At 40.4% G+C, this 19,897-nt stretch carries 17 protein-coding genes; 6 read left to right on the plus strand and 11 right to left on the minus strand.

Annotation, left to right across the window (positions count from 1 at the left end):
- Positions 1-55: 55 nt before the first annotated feature.
- Together AC5NT5_RS00805 and AC5NT5_RS00810 are read right to left on the minus strand one after the other, a co-directional pair.
- Positions 56-1,555, minus strand: a complete 1,500-nt coding sequence (locus tag AC5NT5_RS00805) for a DUF3360 family protein (RefSeq protein ID WP_039488646.1) — start codon at positions 1,553-1,555, stop codon at positions 56-58.
- Positions 1,556-1,975: 420 nt separating this feature from the next.
- Positions 1,976-3,601: an endonuclease gene (locus tag AC5NT5_RS00810; protein WP_494514148.1), complete on the minus strand. Its 1,626-nt coding sequence runs from the start codon at positions 3,599-3,601 to the stop codon at positions 1,976-1,978.
- 303 nt (positions 3,602-3,904) lie between these two features.
- Here AC5NT5_RS00810 and AC5NT5_RS00815 point away from each other — a divergent pair, with 303 nt between their 5' ends.
- The 4 genes from AC5NT5_RS00815 (at position 3,905) to AC5NT5_RS00830 (ending at position 8,956) form a co-directional block, all read left to right on the plus strand.
- Complete coding sequence (locus AC5NT5_RS00815; protein WP_494514147.1) at positions 3,905-5,719, plus strand: assimilatory sulfite reductase (NADPH) flavoprotein subunit; 1,815 nt, start codon at positions 3,905-3,907, stop codon at positions 5,717-5,719.
- Positions 5,720-5,780: 61 nt separating this feature from the next.
- Positions 5,781-7,478: an assimilatory sulfite reductase (NADPH) hemoprotein subunit gene (gene cysI, locus AC5NT5_RS00820; RefSeq protein ID WP_002961104.1), complete on the plus strand. Its 1,698-nt coding sequence runs from the start codon at positions 5,781-5,783 to the stop codon at positions 7,476-7,478.
- A gap of 43 nt (positions 7,479-7,521) precedes the next feature.
- Positions 7,522-8,262, plus strand: a complete 741-nt coding sequence (locus tag AC5NT5_RS00825; RefSeq protein ID WP_002961106.1) for a phosphoadenylyl-sulfate reductase — start codon at positions 7,522-7,524, stop codon at positions 8,260-8,262.
- Positions 8,263-8,407: 145 nt separating this feature from the next.
- Positions 8,408-8,956, plus strand: a complete 549-nt coding sequence (locus tag AC5NT5_RS00830; protein ID WP_188161670.1) for a DUF4124 domain-containing protein — start codon at positions 8,408-8,410, stop codon at positions 8,954-8,956.
- On the opposite strand, the gene AC5NT5_RS00835 is transcribed toward AC5NT5_RS00830, so the two are convergent.
- From AC5NT5_RS00835 to AC5NT5_RS00850, 4 genes are all read right to left on the minus strand, one after another.
- Positions 8,957-9,211: a hypothetical protein gene (locus AC5NT5_RS00835; RefSeq protein ID WP_494514146.1), complete on the minus strand. Its 255-nt coding sequence runs from the start codon at positions 9,209-9,211 to the stop codon at positions 8,957-8,959. It lies immediately after the preceding gene.
- A 134-nt stretch (positions 9,212-9,345) separates the two neighbouring features.
- Positions 9,346-12,090, minus strand: a complete 2,745-nt coding sequence (acnA, locus tag AC5NT5_RS00840) for an aconitate hydratase AcnA (RefSeq protein WP_494514145.1) — start codon at positions 12,088-12,090, stop codon at positions 9,346-9,348.
- 205 nt (positions 12,091-12,295) lie between these two features.
- Positions 12,296-12,724, minus strand: a complete 429-nt coding sequence (locus AC5NT5_RS00845) for a hypothetical protein (protein WP_039488637.1) — start codon at positions 12,722-12,724, stop codon at positions 12,296-12,298.
- Positions 12,725-12,822: 98 nt separating this feature from the next.
- Positions 12,823-13,206, minus strand: coding sequence for an RNA-binding S4 domain-containing protein (locus tag AC5NT5_RS00850; RefSeq protein WP_182769411.1), 384 nt, complete (start codon positions 13,204-13,206; stop codon positions 12,823-12,825).
- A gap of 245 nt (positions 13,207-13,451) precedes the next feature.
- Here AC5NT5_RS00850 and AC5NT5_RS00855 point away from each other — a divergent pair, with 245 nt between their 5' ends.
- Positions 13,452-13,739 (plus strand): hypothetical protein, encoded by a 288-nt coding sequence (locus AC5NT5_RS00855; protein WP_007582180.1) that lies wholly within the window; start codon positions 13,452-13,454, stop codon positions 13,737-13,739.
- Between the two features lie 56 nt (positions 13,740-13,795).
- Complete coding sequence (locus AC5NT5_RS00860) at positions 13,796-14,461, plus strand: hypothetical protein (RefSeq protein ID WP_182671857.1); 666 nt, start codon at positions 13,796-13,798, stop codon at positions 14,459-14,461.
- Between the two features lies 1 nt (position 14,462).
- On the opposite strand, the gene AC5NT5_RS00865 is transcribed toward AC5NT5_RS00860, so the two are convergent.
- The 5 genes from AC5NT5_RS00865 to glnA form a co-directional block, all read right to left on the minus strand.
- Positions 14,463-14,921: a cyclic nucleotide-binding domain-containing protein gene (locus tag AC5NT5_RS00865; RefSeq protein ID WP_182671858.1), complete on the minus strand. Its 459-nt coding sequence runs from the start codon at positions 14,919-14,921 to the stop codon at positions 14,463-14,465.
- Between the two features lie 29 nt (positions 14,922-14,950).
- Entirely contained in the window at positions 14,951-16,336 is a 1,386-nt protein-coding gene (ntrC, locus tag AC5NT5_RS00870; protein ID WP_002961117.1) for a nitrogen regulation protein NR(I), read from the minus strand.
- Between the two features lie 14 nt (positions 16,337-16,350).
- Positions 16,351-17,421 carry a nitrogen regulation protein NR(II) gene (glnL, locus tag AC5NT5_RS00875; RefSeq protein WP_494514144.1) on the minus strand — a complete coding sequence of 357 codons (1,071 nt, stop codon included), beginning with the start codon at positions 17,419-17,421 and terminating at the stop codon, positions 16,351-16,353.
- A gap of 82 nt (positions 17,422-17,503) precedes the next feature.
- Entirely contained in the window at positions 17,504-18,025 is a 522-nt protein-coding gene (locus AC5NT5_RS00880; RefSeq protein ID WP_165743523.1) for a DUF4124 domain-containing protein, read from the minus strand.
- A gap of 113 nt (positions 18,026-18,138) precedes the next feature.
- Positions 18,139-19,545, minus strand: a complete 1,407-nt coding sequence (gene glnA / locus AC5NT5_RS00885) for a glutamate--ammonia ligase (RefSeq protein WP_002961121.1) — start codon at positions 19,543-19,545, stop codon at positions 18,139-18,141.
- Positions 19,546-19,897: the final 352 nt, after the last annotated feature.

The raw sequence follows: 19,897 nt of genomic DNA on the forward strand, positions 1-19,897 counted from the left end.
GCACGGCAATTGCCGTGCTTTTTTGTGGGTAAATATTAGGTTCAGTACCTAAGGCTTAATGTCTAAAGTCAGCCATTAACGCAGGTATACCAGGTAACATACCTACAATTGCCATTACAGTGGTAAGTAGCACAAACATAATAAGTGGAATCACCCAACGGCTCATTTTAGTTAGCTCAGCGCTACGTTCTTTACAGCCAATAAGCCCTAAGTTATCAAGTAACATAGTAAGCGACCAACCAAAAGCCGGATTAACTAAGGTTGAGGCAAATACCACAATAGCGGCTGATTGCGTTGTTTTGCCTTCGCGCGTCATTTCCATGCCAGCCTCAAGTAGCGGAATAAACACTCCTACAATAAGCGCAACACAAAGCACAGGTTGCCAAATGGCTAAATCCATAGGGTAACCCCATAAACCAGCAATAATACAAAATACGGCTGTTAAAATGGCGCCAGCCGGAATAGGGCGTTTAGCAATAGCAGCAGGTACAATGTAGGTTCCCCACGATGAGGTAAAGTTAGCACCACCGGCAAGTGAGCCAAATGTTTGTCTAACCGATGCGCTCAGCATGGTGTCGTCGATATTCATTTGTACTTTTTCAGTACGTTGCGGATAGCTTATTTTTTGAAATACTTGATGACCTAAAAAATCAGGTGACCACATAGCGACGGCGAGCACTGCAAATGGGAGTACAACCACAAAGCTTTCAAGTGTTGGCAGGCCAAGCATCCAACCCGTGTTTTCGCCCCACCAGTAAGCTGGGTTCATATTTGGTAAACCCGGAGCAGTATGAAACTCAAACGGTGCACCTAAAGCAAAGGCAACCACGCCACCAATAAGGCAGCTTAACGGCACAGCTAACCAACGCTTTTTAAAGTGCTCTAACAGTGCATATAGTAAAATGGTGGCTAAAATAACAATAAACGCAATATGCGCCATATCAATAGCCTCAGCCCAGGCAAACAGCTTTTTAACCTGCGAAATAGTACCAATAAAACCTAAATAAATGAGTAGCCCGCCACATACACCTTTACTGGTTAGGCGCGCGAGCATACTTCCTCCTTTGGTTATGGCCAAAATAAAACCAAAGGCACCAATGAGTAAGCCAAACGCCATAGGGTGACCGCCAGCAGCAACAACAATAGGAATTAACGGAATAAGCGGGCCGTGAGTACCAGCCAAGTTGGCTGTTGGTAAAATAAAGCCTGAGAATAAGATGATAAAAATAGAAACAATGAGTAATTCGTAGCGCACATTTTCTAAAACAAACGCATCGCTTAAACCAAGAGGTGCTGCAAATGTTGCTGCAATAGCACCCACCATAACGACTTTACCAATAGTGCCCGCCATTGCAGGAATGGTGTCTTCAAATTCAAATCGGTAATCTCTAAACGGTAAATTAGGACGCCAGCGCTTAGGCTGCATAATTTGTAATTCATGTTCGAGATACTCGTCGCGAGTATTAAACTCTGAACTCGGTTTGTGAAGCTGCTCGTAGCTTTGAGCATTCTTGTGCGTGTTTGATGGTGCATCGCCGGGTGGTGTAGTTTGCATGCGTTCTCCTGCAACATTGTTGCTTAATCAAATAAATACGGCTTTTGTTAAAGCAAATGAATATTGAATATGCAGGGTAGATCAGCTTTTAGGGTGCTATGTATAGGCAAAAGGTCGTGCATGGTTGTTTTTAATACAGTTAATCTGACAATCAGCTTTACGTTAAAAATTATAAAACTACACGAAATGATTTAAAGTTATTAAAATCAATGTCTTATTTTTTATTTTAATGAGTTTGATCACTTTTTATAGCGGGGAATAGTGTTAATATCAGGTTATTATCCTTTAGTCTTAGTGGTTGTTAAAAGAGTGTTTTTATTGAACATACGTTAAGTGGTGAGGTAATCCCTTCAAAAATATTACACACTAAAGGTTAAAAGCCTTTGCAATTGCAAAGGCTTTTGTTTTAACTGCTAACTTTTACCAAATCATTTCTACAAATTCAGGATGGTCGATATACGGGTTACGATTACCTTGAAATTCAAAGGCTGCTTGGTTACGGTCAAGTTCCATTTGGCTTACAGGATCGCTGTTATGCCAGTCAAGCAGCATGGCTACAACCCAGCTTTCAAACACTTGGTTGCTTGAACCATTAAGCACTGCATTACTTGAGGTCGTTTTGGTTTGCCAAGTGCCTATTACATTTTCGTAGCGCGTTGCCATGTAAAAATAAGCGCGAGCAAAGTCACCTTTAAATTCGTCAATTGGCTCAAATACAGTACCTGAGTAATTTAATGAACTTGCGGCAGAGCCTAATTTACTTCCGTTGGTTGATGTAAATGAAGCGCTTGCTACTTCACCAAATGGGAAATTACTACGCTTTGAGTTTACATAACCGTCGGTTGCGTAAATATGATGCACATCTGAGTTCATTGGCTCAATAGTGCCGCCAAACCAGCTTTTAGGAAATGAATGCTCACGGTTGTAACAGCCGCCTTCTCCACTATAGTTACCACATTGGTCACTCACCGCAGTATAATTGTAGCTATCTGAGCCGTTTGGTTTCTCGCTATACATATCTAAAATGCTGTTATCGTTTTCAAAGTATTTATCACGTGCAGATGAGTCGTAAAAATTCCAAATAGCCGAGTAACCCTGTGCATTATGATCTTTAATAATATTATAAAGCTCAGTTTTTAGTGCATAACCTGATAACCCTTGAGCAGTAACATAGTAGCCAGTGGGTGTTGGGTTTGTCCCGCCGCCATCACCAGAGCCACTACCTAAAGTAAATGCCGTGCTGTCTGTATTATTAAAACTTGCACCGCTAGCAAGTGTGGTAGAGCCTTGCTTAAGCGCATAACTGCCATTACCTGTTGAACAACACATACCATCGCCGTAGCTGTCGCTAATAACAAGTGTGTAAGTACCATCAGTTAGGCATATTTGCTCATCATACTGAGTGTTTGATGCGTAACCACTGCCGTTAGCAACAGCGCTACCTTGATTGTTATTAACGGCCCAGCTAGTTTCGCTACCGTAATTATCGGTGTTAAGCGTTAAGGTAAGGCTATTGTCGGTGCAACTTGTTGATGCGTTGCCATCAGCATTTGGTAAAAAGTTATCTACGTATACGGTTTCGCTGCCATCAAATCCACTTACATCGTAAAACCTAAGCCCAACACTAATTGTTTTATCACTGCTTGGCGTATAGCTATGGCTAATTGTTTGCCATTGGTTAGTTTGTGCTTGATTTGAATAGCCTTGATAGCCATCTACATATAAGCGCGCTTTAATTTTACCTTCGGTGTGGTAAACATCAGCCGAAAAGTTATAGGTTTTACCAGCTTCTACAGCAACCTGTTGTAGTAAATCAGTGTTACTTTGCGATCCTGTTGTTACATTGACAGCAGCAGAGCTACTACCGCTTTTAACTGTACTAGTTGAGCGCGTTAAGTTGATTCCGCTATCAATAGTGCTCCAAGAGCTAGGTGTATTACCTGACCATTGTTCAAATCCGCCATTAGCTACATTGGCCATTACAGGTAATGAGCCAAGTAACAAAGCGGTACTAAGTAGTTTATTTTTATATTTCCCGTGTATCATAGTTGTTCCTATTTTTATTTTGAATGAAGAATATACCCTACATTAGCTAGGTTACAAAATTGTTAATTTAAAGTGCAGTAAAAAGCAATAATAAGTCTTTAATCTGTTTTTGAAGGTATTTTTATAAATTAATAACTAAATGGAATATCAAAGCAGATTCTATTCTTTTTTTATCTATGCTGAGCCCGTTATCCTACTAACTTAGAAAACCTCAACAGATACGCTCTGGATGAGGTAAAACTCATTTTTAACAATACACAAAGTGTGTTGTGTTTAATTTTCAGGGTTATGGGGAATCGATTCATGTTGTTAGGTCAACTAAATGCTGCGGCAAGCCCGCTATCGCAAGATCAAGTACAAAAGCTGCAAGGTTTAGTGGCTGAACTTAATCCAATTCAACAAGCGTGGGTGAGTGGTTACTTAGCTGCAAATGCTAATTCGGCTGCATTAGGTACTCCTACGGCAGGCGTACCGGCTGCGGGTGATGCAGCAGCGCTAACTATTTTATATGGTTCGCAAACAGGTAACGCAAAAGGTGTAGCTACCAAAATGAAAGAGCAGGCTGAGTCGCGAGGCTTAGCAGTTAAGCTTGTGAGCATGTCAGATTACAAACCAACAGCCCTGAAAAAAGAAAAGTTTTTAACTATCGTTGTATCTACTTACGGCGAAGGTGAGCCACCAGAAGACGCAGAAACACTCCACGAATTTTTAGCCACTAAAAAAGCGCCAAAACTAGACGATGTGAAAATAGCGGTTATTGGCTTAGGTGATTCTAGCTATGAGTTTTTCTGCCAGACAGCAAAAGATTTTGAAGAGCGTTTAAATAAACTCGGTGCACAAACTATCTATCAACGTGCTGATTTAGATGTAGATTACGAAGATGAAGCCGCTACGTGGATCGCCGGTGCAGTTGATGCATTTGAACCTGATTTAAAAGCGCAGCAAGAGGCCGCTGGTGGTCAAGTTGTATCAATGCCATTTGGTGCTCCAACCGCTGCAGCAAGCCAATATACAAAACAAAATCCATTTGAAGCAGAGCTATTAACTGTTCAAAAAATTACCGGTCGCGACTCGACTAAAGATGTACGCCACGTTGAAATTTCGCTTGAAGGTTCTGACATTACTTACACGCCAGGTGATTCATTAGGTGTGTACTTTTTAAATGACGATGTATTAGTTGATGAAGTACTTACACTTACTCAAATAGATGCAACAAGCATTGTAAAAGTAGGTGGTGAAGAGCTAAGCGTACGCGATGCACTTATTGAAAAACTAGAGCTGACTCAGTCGTACCCAGGTTTTGTAGAAAAATACGCAACAGCAACAGGTACGCCTGAATTATTAAAGCTTGTAGAAGATAAAGCTGCAATGCGTGCGTATATTGAACCTCGCCAAATATTTGATGTGATTCGCCAAAACCCAGCAAAAATTGATGCGCAAACATTAGTAGATTGCCTACGTAAACTACAAGCTCGTTTGTACTCAATTGCATCTAGTCAAGCTGAGGTTGAAGATGAAGTACATTTAACACTAGGTCTAGTACAGTTTGATGCATTTGATAGCGAGCATTTAGGTGGCTGTACTGGTTACTTAACTCGTCGTGCAGAGGAAGGTTGTAAAGTTAAAGTATTTAGCGAACACAACGACAATTTCCGCCTACCAACTAACGATGATACACCAGTGATCATGGTAGGCCCAGGTACGGGGATTGCGCCATTCCGTGCATTTTTACAAGAGCGTGATTCGCGTCAAGCACAAGGCAAAAACTGGTTGTTCTTTGGTAACCCACATTTCACTCAAGACTTTTTATACCAAGTAGAAATACAGGGTTATTTAAAATCGGGTTTACTTAACAAAGTAGATGTTGCATTTAGCCGTGATCAAGCCGAAAAAGTATACGTACAAGACAAATTACGCAGTAACAGTAAAGACGTGTTTGAATGGTTAGAAGCCGGCGCTCACTTTTATATTTGTGGCGATGCAAATCGCATGGCAAAAGATGTACACAACGCCTTACTTGATATCGTTAAAGAAAACACAGGCAAGAGCAATGAAGACGCAGAGCAATATTTAAAAGATTTGCGTAGCGCAAACCGCTATCAGAAAGACGTGTATTAATCACGTTTCTTATTTTATTTAACAGCTAGCAGCCGTCACTGTAACAAATTTAGGATTTAAAATGAGCGAACAAGATAAAAACGTCAAACTTTCTGATAACGAACGTTTGAAAAGAGAAAGTAACTTTTTACGTGGCACCATAGAGCAAGATTTAAAAGACGAAATTACCGGTGGTTTTACTGCCGATAACTTTCAGTTAATACGTTTTCATGGCATGTACCAACAAGATGACCGCGATATACGTGGTGAGCGCGCTAAGCAAAAGCTAGAGCCGCTACATAATGTAATGTTACGTGCACGTATGCCTGGCGGTATTATTAAGCCAGAGCAGTGGTTAGCAATTGATAAGTTTGCTGATGAAAAAACAAGCTACGGCAGCATTCGTCTAACTACGCGTCAAACGTTTCAGTTTCATGGTGTATTAAAGCCGAATATTAAAGGCATGCACCAAATGCTTAACAGCGTAGGTATAGACTCTATTGCTACAGCGGGTGACGTTAACCGTAACGTGCTTTGTACTACTAACCCTGTTGAGTCTGAGTTACACCAAGAAGCTTACGACTGGGCTGCAAAAATTTCTGAACATTTATTACCAAAAACGAAAGCGTATGCTGAAATTTGGCTAAATGGCGAAAAGGCAGAAACCACAGAAGAGCCAATTTTAGGATCTAACTACTTACCGCGTAAATTTAAAACAACGGTAACCATTCCGCCTAATAACGAAGTTGATGTGCATGCGAATGACTTAAACTTTGTGGCAATTGCTGATAACGGCAAGCTTGTTGGCTTTAACGTACTTGTTGGTGGTGGCCTTGCCATGACTCACGGTGATACGGCTACGTATCCGCGTAAGGCTGATGACTTTGGCTTTATTACGCTCGAAGATACCTTAAAAATTGCAGAGCATGTTGTATCTGTGCAGCGCGATTGGGGTAATCGTTCAAACCGTAAAAATGCAAAAACTAAATACACATTAGACCGTGTTGGCGTTGATGTATTTAAAGCAGAAGTAGAAAAACGCTCAGGCGTTACATTTGCACCAAGCCGCCCGTTTGAGTTTACTCACCGTGGCGATCGTATTGGTTGGGTTGAAGGCATTGATGGTAAGCACCACTTAACGCTATTTATTCAAAGTGGTCGTATTTTAGACTACCCAGGCAAGCCGCTTAAAACTGGTTGTCGTAAAATCGCAGAAGTTCACCAAGGTGACATGCGTATGACGGCAAACCAAAACCTAATTATTGCTGGCGTACCTGCAGATCAAAAAGCCGTGATTGAAGAAATTGCACGTAGCCACGGCCTGATTGACGACAAAGATTCGCAGCAGCGTAAAAATTCTATGGCGTGTGTTTCACTGCCAACGTGCCCACTTGCAATGGCCGAAGCAGAGCGTTACTTACCAAGCCTAGTAGAAAAAACTGAAGCATTACTTGCTAAGCACGGTATACCAGATGACAGCATTATTATGCGCGTTGTAGGTTGCCCTAACGGTTGTGGCCGCGCAATGCTTGCAGAAGCTGGTTTAGTGGGTAAAGGCCCAGGTAAGTACAACGTTTACCTAGGTGGTAATTTAGAAGGTACACGTATTCCTAAATTGTACCTTGAGAACGTAGGCGAAGACGTTTACCTAGAAGCATTCGATAAGCTCATTGGGCAATGGGCAAAAGAGCGTAACGATGGTGAGTGTTTTGGTGACTTTGTTATACGCAAAGGCATAGTTGCTGAAGTAAAAGTATCAGTAACCGATTTTCACGCTTAATTTAATACCAGCGCCAAAGCGCTGGTGAGGTTTGGAATTTACCATGAGTGAATTTAAAAACATTTTACAGCTAGATAAACAAAGCCAAGCGGCTATGTTAGCTGATGCTAATGGTTTGCTAGCGAATATGAGCGCAGAACAGCGTGTTGCATGGGCGCTTGATAACTTGCCTAATACGGCTTTTTTATCATCTAGCTTTGGTATTCAAGCGGCAGTAATGCTGCATTTAATGACCTCACAACGTCCAGATATTCCCGTTGTATTAACCGATACAGGCTATTTATTTCCTGAAACGTATCAGTTTATTGAACAAATGAGTGAGCGTTTATCACTTAACTTAAAGGTGTATAGAGCGCAGCTAAGCCCAGCATGGCAAGAAGCTAAGTTTGGCAAGTTGTGGGAGCAAGGCGAGGACGGCATTAAGCAATATAACCAGCTTAATAAAGTTGAGCCGATGACCCGCGCACTTAAAGAGATCGAAGCGGGCACGTGGTTTAGTGGTTTGCGTCGCGATCAATCATCTACACGTGCTGATAAACAGTTTGTAGAAATAAGCCGTGGTACCGTTAAAGTGTACCCGATTATTGAATGGTCTAACCGCGATGTGTATCAATACCTGACTAAGCACGATTTACCTTATCACCCATTATGGGAACAAGGTTATGTGTCGATGGGTGACGTACATACAACACGTAAGTTAGAACCAGGAATGACAGAGGAAGAAACTCGCTTTTTTGGTTTAAACCGAGAATGTGGACTACACATGGATGGTGACGGTATTTAACGTCACTACGATGTAGTTAAATCGCAAATAAAAACGCAGCTTCGGCTGCGTTTTTATTTTCTTTTATTCGGGTACAAAAAATTGCCTAATTAAGTATTTTTTATTAGACTCAAGGCATTAAAGGATTAATTAAAGCAGGAACGCTATGAAATACTTTACCTACTTAGCTATATCAATCATGGCTATTGCAGTCATCTCTTTGTTTTATTTAAAAAAGCCTGATGGTCAAACATGGCTTTCTGCATCATCAATTAGCAGTGAATCTCAGCAAATTAAAGAAAAAATGGTCGCGCTATCTAGCAGTACTTTGGACCAAGCAGTGTTGGGCGTTAAGCAAGCTGGCGATAAAATTGCGAGCAGTATTTCTGATGAACCAATTGCTGCAAATGCTACCTCAAGTGGTAAAATTTTTAAGTGGCAAGACGAAACAGGCCAATGGCACTTTTCTGATACACCTAACCCACATGCAAAAAGTATTGAAGTAAAACTCGATCCTAAAGATATTACTGTTATTGCTGCAGAAGACACGTCTATTTTAAATACCTCTTCAACTCCAAACACAACGTCGGCTGCACCAGAGGGGATCAGTATTTTGAACCCCGATTCGGTTAAAAAGCTATTTAATGACGCCGAAAACGTAAAAGACAAACTAGAAAAACGTAATAAAGAAATTAATAATTTAAGTGCACTTTAATTATTTAGAGTGAGTGCTTTTATGGTTTTTTAAATAACGTTTTTCGGCTTCCATCAATAATACTGTTAAATATATTTTAGTGGGAAGCGACAGCAGCACGCCTACAGCAATGCATGCCGCCGCTATAATTATTCCTTTAATACCATGATCGACAGTAAAGTAGTTCGACACAATTAACGTATGGCCAGTCACGATAAGGCACAACCCAAGCACTATTGATGTTTTAAGCAGCCTAATTATCATTGTTTGCGACATAGTCACCTCGCTAAGAGTAAGCTTATTGTAGACAGGCTTTAAATACTTGGCATTGATTTAAGACAACAAACAGTACAAAAAAAGCCCAGCTTATTACTAAACTGGGCTTTTAGATGTATTAACTACTGTCTTTGTTAGTCGAGCATATTACGCAGTACATATTGTAAAATGCCGCCGTGTTTGTAGTAATCCCACTCTTTAGGGGTATCAATACGTACGTCTGCACTCAAGGTTACTTTTTTACCTTCGGCATTTGTAGCAATAACGGTAACTTCATCGGTTTTATCGTACAGGCCATCAATATCAAATTGTTCTTGCCCTGTTAACCCGTGTGACTCGTAGCTTTCACCTTCTTTAAATTGCAGCGGTAATACACCCATACCAATTAAGTTAGAGCGATGAATACGTTCGTAGCTTTGTGCTACAACGGCTTTAACGCCTAATAAAAGTGAGCCTTTAGCAGCCCAGTCACGAGATGAACCCGTGCCATATTCTTTGCCCGCTAAAATAATGAGTGGAGTATTATTTTTTTGATACTCCATTGCTGCATCATAAATGCTCTCTAACGTATCGCCAGGCTGAGTACGTGTTACTCCGCCTTCAGTACCAGGAGCTAGTAAGTTTTTAAGACGCACATTAGCGAACGTTCCACGCATCATTACTTCGTGATTACCACGGCGTGAGCCGTACGAGTTAAATTGCGCTTTATCTACACCTTTCTCTTGCAAGTATAAACCTGCTGGCGCTTCTGCTTTAATAGCACCCGCTGGAGAAATATGGTCAGTGGTTACTGAATCCCCAAGTTTAGCTAAACAACGTGCACCTTCAATAGAAGGAATGCCCGGTGGTTCTACTTTCATACCATCAAAAAAGGGTGCTTTTTTAATGTAGGTAGATGCATCATCCCAATCGTAAAGTTTGCCATCCGGTATTTTAATTTGCTGCCAACGGCTATCGCCTTCGTAAACGTTAGCGTAGCTTTTTTCAAACATTTCTTTAGTTACGGTTTCTTTAACTAAGTCACTTACTTCTTTAACGCTTGGCCAAATGTTTTTAAGGTAAATATCGTTACCGTTAGCATCTTGAGCAAGGGGTTCGTTGTATACGTCAATATCGGTTCTACCTGCAATGGCATAAGCTACAACAAGCGGAGGAGAGGCTAAAAAGTTCATTTTAACATCTTGGTGAATACGCCCTTCAAAGTTACGGTTACCCGATAAAATAGAGCTCACTACTAATTTATGTTTTTGAATCGCGTCTGATATTTCACTTGCAAGTGGCCCTGAATTACCAATACACGTAGTACAGCCGTAGCCAACTAAGTTAAAGCCTAGGCTTTCTAGGTCATCCATCAGGCCTGCTTTTTCTAGGTAGTCGGTAACTACTTTTGAGCCTGGAGCAAGTGATGTTTTAACCCAAGGTTTTACATTAATGCCTAACTGTTTTGCTTTTTTAGCAACCAAACCAGCAGCTAAAATAACACTTGGGTTAGAGGTGTTGGTACAGCTGGTAATTGCGGCAATAACACAAGCGCCATCGTTTAGCTCAAACTCTTGGCCTTTAAATTTAACCTTAGCGGCACCCATAAACTGCGCTTCGTTAACTGGCTCATCTGGATTTGTTGTCGGTCCTTCACTCTCAATACGAGCTTGTTCTTCATCGCTTTTATCACGACGAGCCATACGTTCGTCTTGGAAGCCTTTTAAATGATCGCCAATAACTTTGCCAGCTTCGTTTAAGGCAATTCTATCTTGTGGGCGTTTAGGGCCTGCAAGGCTTGGTACAACGTCATCTAATTTAAGCTCAAGTGTATCGGTATAGTTGGCTTCGTCGCCATCGTTACGCCATAAGCCTTGATGCTTAGCGTAATCTTCAATTACTTTTAAGTGTTTTTCGTCGCGGTTTGTTAAACGAAGGTAGTTAATGGTCTCATCATCAATTGGAAAAATACCACACGTAGCGCCGTATTCTGGTGCCATATTGGCTATGGTTGCTCTATCGGCAAGTGGTAGGTCGGCAAGGCCGTCACCATAAAATTCTACAAATTTACCCACTACGCCATGATTACGCAGTATTTCGGTTACTGTTAACACTAAATCGGTTGCGGTAGTACCTTCAGGTAAACGTCCGCTTAGCTTCATACCTACTACTTGTGGAATGAGTAAGCTGATTGGCTGACCAAGCATGGCTGCTTCGGCTTCAATGCCGCCTACACCCCAACCAAGCACACCTAAGCCATTAATCATGGTGGTGTGAGAGTCAGTCCCTACAAGCGTATCTGGGTAAGCAAATTTTTTGCCGTCGCGCTCTTCATTAAAAACAACGCGCGCTAAGTATTCTAGGTTTACTTGGTGAACAATGCCGGTTGCTGGTGGCACTACTTTTAAATTATCAAAAGCGGTTTGCCCCCAACGTAAAAATTCGTAACGTTCTTTATTTCGGTCGTACTCAAGTTTTGCATTTAAATCAAATGCACCATCGTCTCCGTAGCCATCTACTTGTACCGAATGGTCAATCACAAGTTCAGCAGGCGATAACGGGTTTATTTTTGCAGGATCTCCACCTAGCTTTTCCATTGCGTCACGCATCGCGGCTAAATCTACAATAGCGGGTACGCCGGTAAAATCTTGCATAACAACACGGGCGGGAGTAAAGGCAACTTCAGATGCAGGCTTTGCTTGAGGATCCCAACTAAGAAGGGCTTGAATGTCTTGTTCTTTTATATTTACGCCATCTTCGTTACGAAGAAGGTTTTCAAGTAGTACTTTTAAGGAAAAGGGCAATCGTTTCGCTTTGTCGCCAAGTCCTTTTAGAGAATGAATATGATATTGCTCACCATTTATTGTGAGCTGATGTTGGGTATCGAAACTATTATTCATTATTTGCCCCTTTATGAATTATAAAAATGTTTTGAAGAGTGACCTCTGTAGTGTTCGAGTTGCAAAGTACATACCAGTGTAAAAAATCGCGTTTAGAGAACGAATTTTATACAGTTATTATAGTAGAGATGATGCTGAAAAATTTAATTTCAAGAGATGATTTAAAAGAAGAGATAGGGTCAAAAGTTATTTCGACCCTTATTAATTACTGTAACCAGCCTTGTTGCTTACCTTTAATACTCAAGCAAAGTAAAGCGATGGCAATAATGATTACAAAAATAGGCATAAATACCGCACTTGCGCCAAGTAGCTCAATACTATTTATGACCACAAAATTATAATATTGCTGAATTAAAATAGCGCCGAGCGATAGCGCAAAAGTAGGTGTTGCCAGCGCGTTTTTAGCAAGTAAAAACAGACAACCCAAAGTGCTTCCAAATACAGCTACAGCAAATGCAATGGTTGACCAAAGAGGGATGTCAGAGTAGGCAGCTTGTTGATCTAACGGAAGTTTACCTATCATTTCGGGTGTCATCATCATGTGCATAGCAAATGCAATAACGCCAAGTAAGTTCCATACGAGTGCCGCCCATACAACGGGTTTAAACCAATTTTTAGGTGTGTTTACAGACATTTTATAACCTTGTTTTTATTATTAATTAGGTTATTAAAGAGTAAAAAGGCCAACTATACAAGTTGGCCTTTTTATATAAAAAGAGTGCTTTTAAATGCTTAACCAAATGAAATAGGACGACGACCTGTTTTATCATCTACTTTTGGTTTTTTAGTTCGCTTACGCTTACTTTTAGCTGGTTGATTTGTTGGTTGTGGTGCAGCTTGCTTTGACTCTGCTTGAGTTTGTACCGCAGGTTTTTCTACAGGGATTGCATCTTCACTTAGTGAGAGTTTAAAAAACTCACCATCAAACTCTAGTACATCACCACTGTATAATTTTTTCCGTTTAATTGTACAAATTTCATGGTTAACACCCACATAGCCTTCAGTAATTAGGTTTTTAGCTTGGCCGCCACCTTCAACTAAGTTTAGTACTTTTAATAATTTACAGAGCTCAATCGGCTCTTCTTCTAATTCTATTTCTATGTATTCTTCGTTCATATTTGCTCTCGGTGGGGTAACGCACAAGCTGTAGTATAAAGGCTTGCAGCTACTTTTGCACCAAAGCAAGTAACTTTAGCTAGTTGTAATAGGGAAATAAGGACGAAAGTTTTTATGTATTTTATCTGTCTTTAAAAAAACTGAAGCAATTGAAGAGTAATCTTTGCAGCAGTTAATTTTACGTATGGCCTGCTAATTGCTAAAACTTTGGCGGAATAAATATTTTTCATTAAATGGAGTAGGAAATGGGCGTAAGATTAGCAATGAAAAAAGAGCTAATGGGATTAGATAATTCAGGTATGTTAACTGCTGACGATGTTAGAGAGCACCTTGCTAATTCTGTAAAAAAGCAAGCTGATCAAGATGAGCGCGGTTTTTCTGTAATTTCAAAATTCAATGATACCCATAGCCGTTTAGTTAGTGGTGATGCCACGAGAAAAACAAAACTTGAATTTGAACGCCATCGTTTGTTTAAAGAAGTTTTATATACTCGCAAAAGTGTTGATGCTTGGTTAGATAGCCAAACAAATTAAATTGCGATAAATAGTTACCTTTAATAGACTACAATTGTAATCAAAAAGGGGTAACTATGAAAAGTGGAATTTTAATATGTGTGTTGGCATTACTATTAGCTGCGTGCCAACAACCTACCGTGTATGTATTTAGTGAAAACTTGCAAGATGAACAGCGCAACCAGCTCGATGCTGCGCTAAAAGTACAATCGCTCCCTTATGAATATGTAGAGCTGGCAATCCCACCTGATTTTGGTGAAGCCACATTACTCTTATCAAGTGATAAGATTTATCCTAAAGAAACTGAGCAACTTGCGGCTATAATGCAAGAGCTAGGTTACAAGCCACAAGTTAACTACACGACTCGTTCAAATCACTTTTATGGTGATGGCAATATAGGCTTTTATTTAAAGAATATAGCAGCGGGTACTACCTTTGTTATGCCTAAAAAGTTACGAACAACCCAATGCAGCGAAGAGAAGTACAATGATTTACTTGTCACATTTACAGATAAATATGCTGACTTTAGCTTACCCAGTGGCGCTGTTATAAGGTTAGGCTGGGAGTTTTTATACGGTTACGTTGTCATTTATTACAAAAATTATTCGCAAACATACAGTCACTCACAACCACTTATAAATACGCCCTTTGGCGCCAAACCATCCGATACTTACAGGTTTACAGCTCACGTTAATAACCCCAGCTGGCTTGATTGCTCACTACAAATTATTTATATGGACTGAACTAACCGTGAGTTTCTATATGCTCGCTTAATCTGGCAATGCGCAAGCTCATACCTTCAATAATTCGGTCTTTAATTTTTTCGCGGATAACATTAGGTAAGCGGGTGAGTGCTTCAGGGGTAATGGCAAGTACTATGGTGTCGGTTTTAGCGCGAGCACTGGTACTGCGCTCTCGGTTATTTATAAAGGCACCTTCACCTATAAATTCACCGGGCTCTATTGTGCCAAGTTCTAGCAAATGGTTATGCTTAAATACTAATAATGCGCCGCTAAGTACAATGTACAAGCGCTTGTCGTTATCGTATTGCTTAAATAAAAATTGATGCTGACTTACTAAATATAACAGGCCGAACGACTCCAATAAGACTTGGCGCTCGCTGAGCGTAAATTCTTTAAAAAAGTGTAGCCTGTTTATAATTTCCATTTGTTTGAATAATGGAATATGTTCGATTAGCTTCATCAATAACCAAATGTGTTAAAAGCGTTTAATCAGCTAATATTGCGCTCTTTTAATTTTCGGGTCAACGTGTTGCGTCCCCAACCAATTTTTATAGCAGCATCTTGCTTATGACCAGAACAATTAGCCAGGGCTGTTTTTATTAAGCGAGTTTCTAGTTGAGCTTGAATGTCAGGCCAAATATTTTCTTTGCCTTTTTTTAGCTCTTGATTAAGCCATTGTTGGAATGCATCGAGCCAATCACCTTCTTCTTGGGTTGGTGAAGCATCCAGAATCTCCGGCGGTAAATCTTGCTCGCTTACAAGCTCACCCGGTGCCATAACTGTCAGCCAGCGACACGTATTTTCTAATTGGCGTACATTGCCTGGCCAATTAAATAAGCGTAATTGCTCAGTTGCTTTAGGGCTGAGTACTTTGCTTTCTACTTGTAGCTCTTTAGCGCTTTTATGTAAAAAGTGTTGCGATAAGCTTTCTATATCTTCAGTACGCTCTCGAAGAGCGGGTAAACGTAGGCGCACAACATTAAGGCGATGAAATAAATCATCCCTAAACTTGCCTTGTTTAACTAAATCTTCCAGGTTTTGGTGCGTAGCTGCAATAATGCGTACGTCCACTTTTATACTTTGATGGCCACCAACGCGATAAAACTCACCATCGGCAAGAACGCGTAATAAACGTGTTTGCACATCAAGTGGCATATCACCAATTTCATCTAAAAATAGTGTACCGCCATTGGCTTGCTCAAAGCGGCCTTTACGTACGCTATCGGCACCCGTAAACGCGCCTTTTTCGTGGCCAAATAACTCTGACTCAACAAGCTCTTTTGGAATGGCCGCCATGTTAAGTGCAATAAATTGATTTTCTTTACGTGGGCTATGGTTGTGCAGGGCGCTGGCGACAAGTTCTTTACCTGTGCCAGATTCACCATTTATTAATACGCTCATGCTAGAGGCCGATAGTTTACCTATCGCTCTAAACACTTCTTGCATAGCGGGTGCTTCACCAATAATGTGGGCACTTTTTGGTGGAGCTTGCTTTCGCTTAGTTTTTTTAGTGGAATTTGCTCTGCATGCGCTCTCGACTAGCGCCACTGCTTCGTTTAAATCAAACGGCTTAGCTAGGTATTCAAAAGCACCTTTTTGGAATGCATTAACTGCAGAATCCAAATCTGAGTGGGCAGTCATTATAATAACTGGCAGCCCAGGGTTTTGCTCTGCTATAAGCTCAAGCAACGCCATGCCATCCATACCAGGCATTCGTACGTCCGAAACTAAAACAGTAGGTTGACTAAACTTTAATGCGCTTAATACATCTTGCGCATTAGCAAAGCTTTCTGCGTTAAACCCTGCACGGGTTAGTGCTTTTTCAAGTACAAATCGAATAGAAGCATCATCATCTACAAGCCAAACTGTTTTCATGCAAACTCCAAACATTAATCTGCAAAGGGCAGATAGATATTAAATTCAGTATGTCCAGGCCAGCTATCACATTCTATATAGCCATCATGTTGATCTATCAGCGTTTGCGCTATTGAGAGTCCTAACCCTGAGCCATCTTCTTTATTGGTGATCATAGGGTAGAACAGTGTTTCACGTACACTGGGATCAATACCTGGTCCGTTATCAGATATTTGGATCAACAAGGCTTTTTTAGGTGCTTTACCTGGGCGACGATGCTGATGATTAATGCGGGTTTTTATTGTTATTTCACCGCCATCTACAAGCGCCTGCTGAGCATTTCGAACAATGTTTAATACTACTTGCTGAATTTTACCTTGATCAATGTATACATCAGGAATGCTTGGGTCGTAATCCTTAACCAAGCTAATGTTAGAACAATTATCTAACGTACTTAGTCGTGCAACTGATTCAAGTGATTGATGTATATTGCCATACGATTTTTGCGGAAGCTGATTTGGCCCTAAAAGCCTATCAACTAATTCGCGTAATCGGTCAGCTTGCTCAATGATAAGTTCAGCACATTGGTCTCTTTCTTGTTGATCAACCTCATACTGCAATAACTGCGCCGCTCCGCGAATTCCACCTAAAGGATTTTTAATTTCGTGAGCTAAGCCTCTTATTAGATTTCGGGCTGCTTGGTATTGATGCATTTGATTAGACACTTGGTCGTGCTTAATTTCGTCATCGGTTTGGCGCCACTCAAATAAAATATAAAGTGAGCCATCAAACTTAATTTGTCGTGTACTTACGGCTACTTTTGCATGGCGAGAATCGCTAAAAACCACGTCAGCTCTGTGCTGCTGGCAATCTACACCTTCAACTAATGAGTATTGTTCTATACGCTGCAAATCGATTGAATGGTAATTAAAAAGACTATCAAAAGGCTGATCTAATAGGCGCTTGTTACCAAGGCCAAGCAGTTCGCTAGTACTGGTATTGGCATAGACAACGGTGAAGTTTTTATCAAGCAACATGATAGCGGTTGTTTGATTTTGCCAAATAGCACCGAGTAGCTCAGGGCTAAAGTTTTTATTATTAATCATAGCTGCACCATTTTAGTGCGTGAATATTTACAAGCAAGTTATATAGTAAAATACACTGCTGCACGTTTAGTAATGCCCCAATTTAGTTACTTAGGTTTAGCCCTTTTCGGTGCATAAAAAATATGCAGGGCTCACTTATAGCAATAACTTGGTTTTTACTATTCAAAAGCTTTAATTGTAGTGTGTGCTCACCACGTTCTACATCTCTTATTGCAAAGGTTGAACTGTCACTGGCTGGGCCATGTGCTTTGCCATCAATAAAAAGTTGTATAGTAAAACCAGTTTCAAAGCGTGGTTTTATTCGGCTAGTAACATAAACAGTGCCGGTATTTTCACGAATAGTCTGGTTATGATCAGGTGAGGAAATGGCAATACTAAAGGCCGCTTGTTGGGGCTGGGGTTGCTCGTCAAAAATGTCAGTATTTGTTGCAGGCATATTAAGATCTTGGCTGGTAAGCTTTACCTCTTTAGCACCTTTATGAGGGGTGTCAGAGAACACTAATACGCCATTTTTATCTTTCCAAGCGTATATCTTTGTTTCACCAGCGTAACCATAATTGCTTAATCCTAAAGCAATTAATAGTAATAAAATCTTGTTGTTCACTCTGCAGCCCTGCATTTTTGTCGGTAACTTAACTTTAGTGGAGATTGATTAATTTTACCATTAAAAAAGCCCGCAAAGCGGGCTTGAGAACACACATATTTTATACAGCTAAATTAACAGCTGTAGTACATTTCAAACTCAACCGGGTGAGTTGTCATGTTAAGCTTTTCAACTTCTTTAGATTTAAGTTCGATGTAAGCATCGATTAAGTCATCAGTGAATACGCCACCTTGAGTTAAGAATTCACGGTCTGCGCTGAGTGCAGATAGTGCTTCGTCAAGTGATGCTGCAACAGTTGGGATTTCTGCTGCTTCTTCAGCTGGTAAGTCATATAAATCTTTATCCATAGCATCGCCAGGGTGGATCTTGTTTTTGATACCATCAAGGCCAGCCATAAGCATTGCTGAGAAAGCAAGGTATGGGTTAGCTGTTGGATCTGGGAAGCGTACTTCAATACGACGACCTTTTTCAGATGGAACCACTGGGATACGGATTGATGCAGAACGGTTACGTGCAGAGTATGCAAGCATAACTGGTGCTTCAAAACCTGGTACTAAACGTTTGTACGAGTTAGTAGAGGCATTTGCAAAAGCGTTAATTGCTTTAGCATGCTTGATGATACCGCCAATGTAATAAAGCGCATCTTCAGAAAGGCCGCCGTACTTATCACCAGCAAAAAGGTTTACACCATCTTTAGCAAGTGACTGGTGACAATGCATACCAGAACCGTTATCACCAACAACTGGCTTAGGCATAAACGTTGCTGTTTTACCGTATAAGTGAGCCATGTTATGGATAACATATTTCATTTCTTGGATTTCATCCGCTTTTAATACCATTGTATTAAAGCGAGTAGCAATCTCGTTTTGACCTGCTGTTGCTACTTCGTGGTGATGTGCTTCTACTACTTGGCCCATTTCTTCTAGAACTAGACACGTAGCTGAACGCCAATCTTGGAAGTCATCAACAGGAGCAACTGGGAAGTAACCGCCTTTAATACCTGGACGGTGACCTGTGTTGCCATCTGCATATTCTTTGTCTGAGTTCCAAGCAGCTTGCTTAGAATCAATTTTGTACATAGAACCAGACATATCTGATTTGTATTTAACGTCGTCAAATACGAAAAACTCTGGCTCAGGGCCAAATAAAACTGTATCTGCAATACCTGTAGAGCGCATGTAATCTTCAGCACGCTTAGCAACAGAACGCGGGTCGCGCTCATAACCTTGAAGCGTTGAAGGCTCTACTACGTCACAACGTACGATTAATGTTGATTCTTCAGTGAAAGGGTCTAGTTTGATTGATTCAGCAACTGGCATTAATACCATGTCTGATTCGTTTATGCCTTTCCAGCCTGCAATTGAAGAACCGTCAAACATTTTACCGTCTTCAAAAAAGTCTTCATCAACTTGGTGATGAGGAATAGATACATGTTGTTCTTTACCCTTAGTGTCAGTAAAGCGTAAATCAATGAACTTAACGTCATTTTCTTTAATAAAATCTAAAACCGATTGTGACATGTGTCCTCCAACTATTGGGTTTTGTTATTGCTGCATAATTGCTTTGGGATTTACTAAGCTGATTTTGTGCCATTTTTATAACTAGCTGTTTATAAATTAAAAAAATATCGTTGCATCAAAATGGAATGTACAAACGCACTATATTGGTGCGTAAATTTTCCTTTTTGGTGCAAAATTTACAGGGCACAATTTGCTGCTAATTTAATCGCTCGGAAATAGCATAACCTAAATGCAAAAGAGTACCAAAAAGATCAGCAAAATAGCCAAAAGGCTGTTTTTCAAAAAAAATTTGAAATTTAATTCATATAATTGTCATATATAAAACAGATACTTAGTAAAAGTATTGAGAAAG

This window comes from Pseudoalteromonas sp. J2K-J599 (assembly GCF_059295115.2).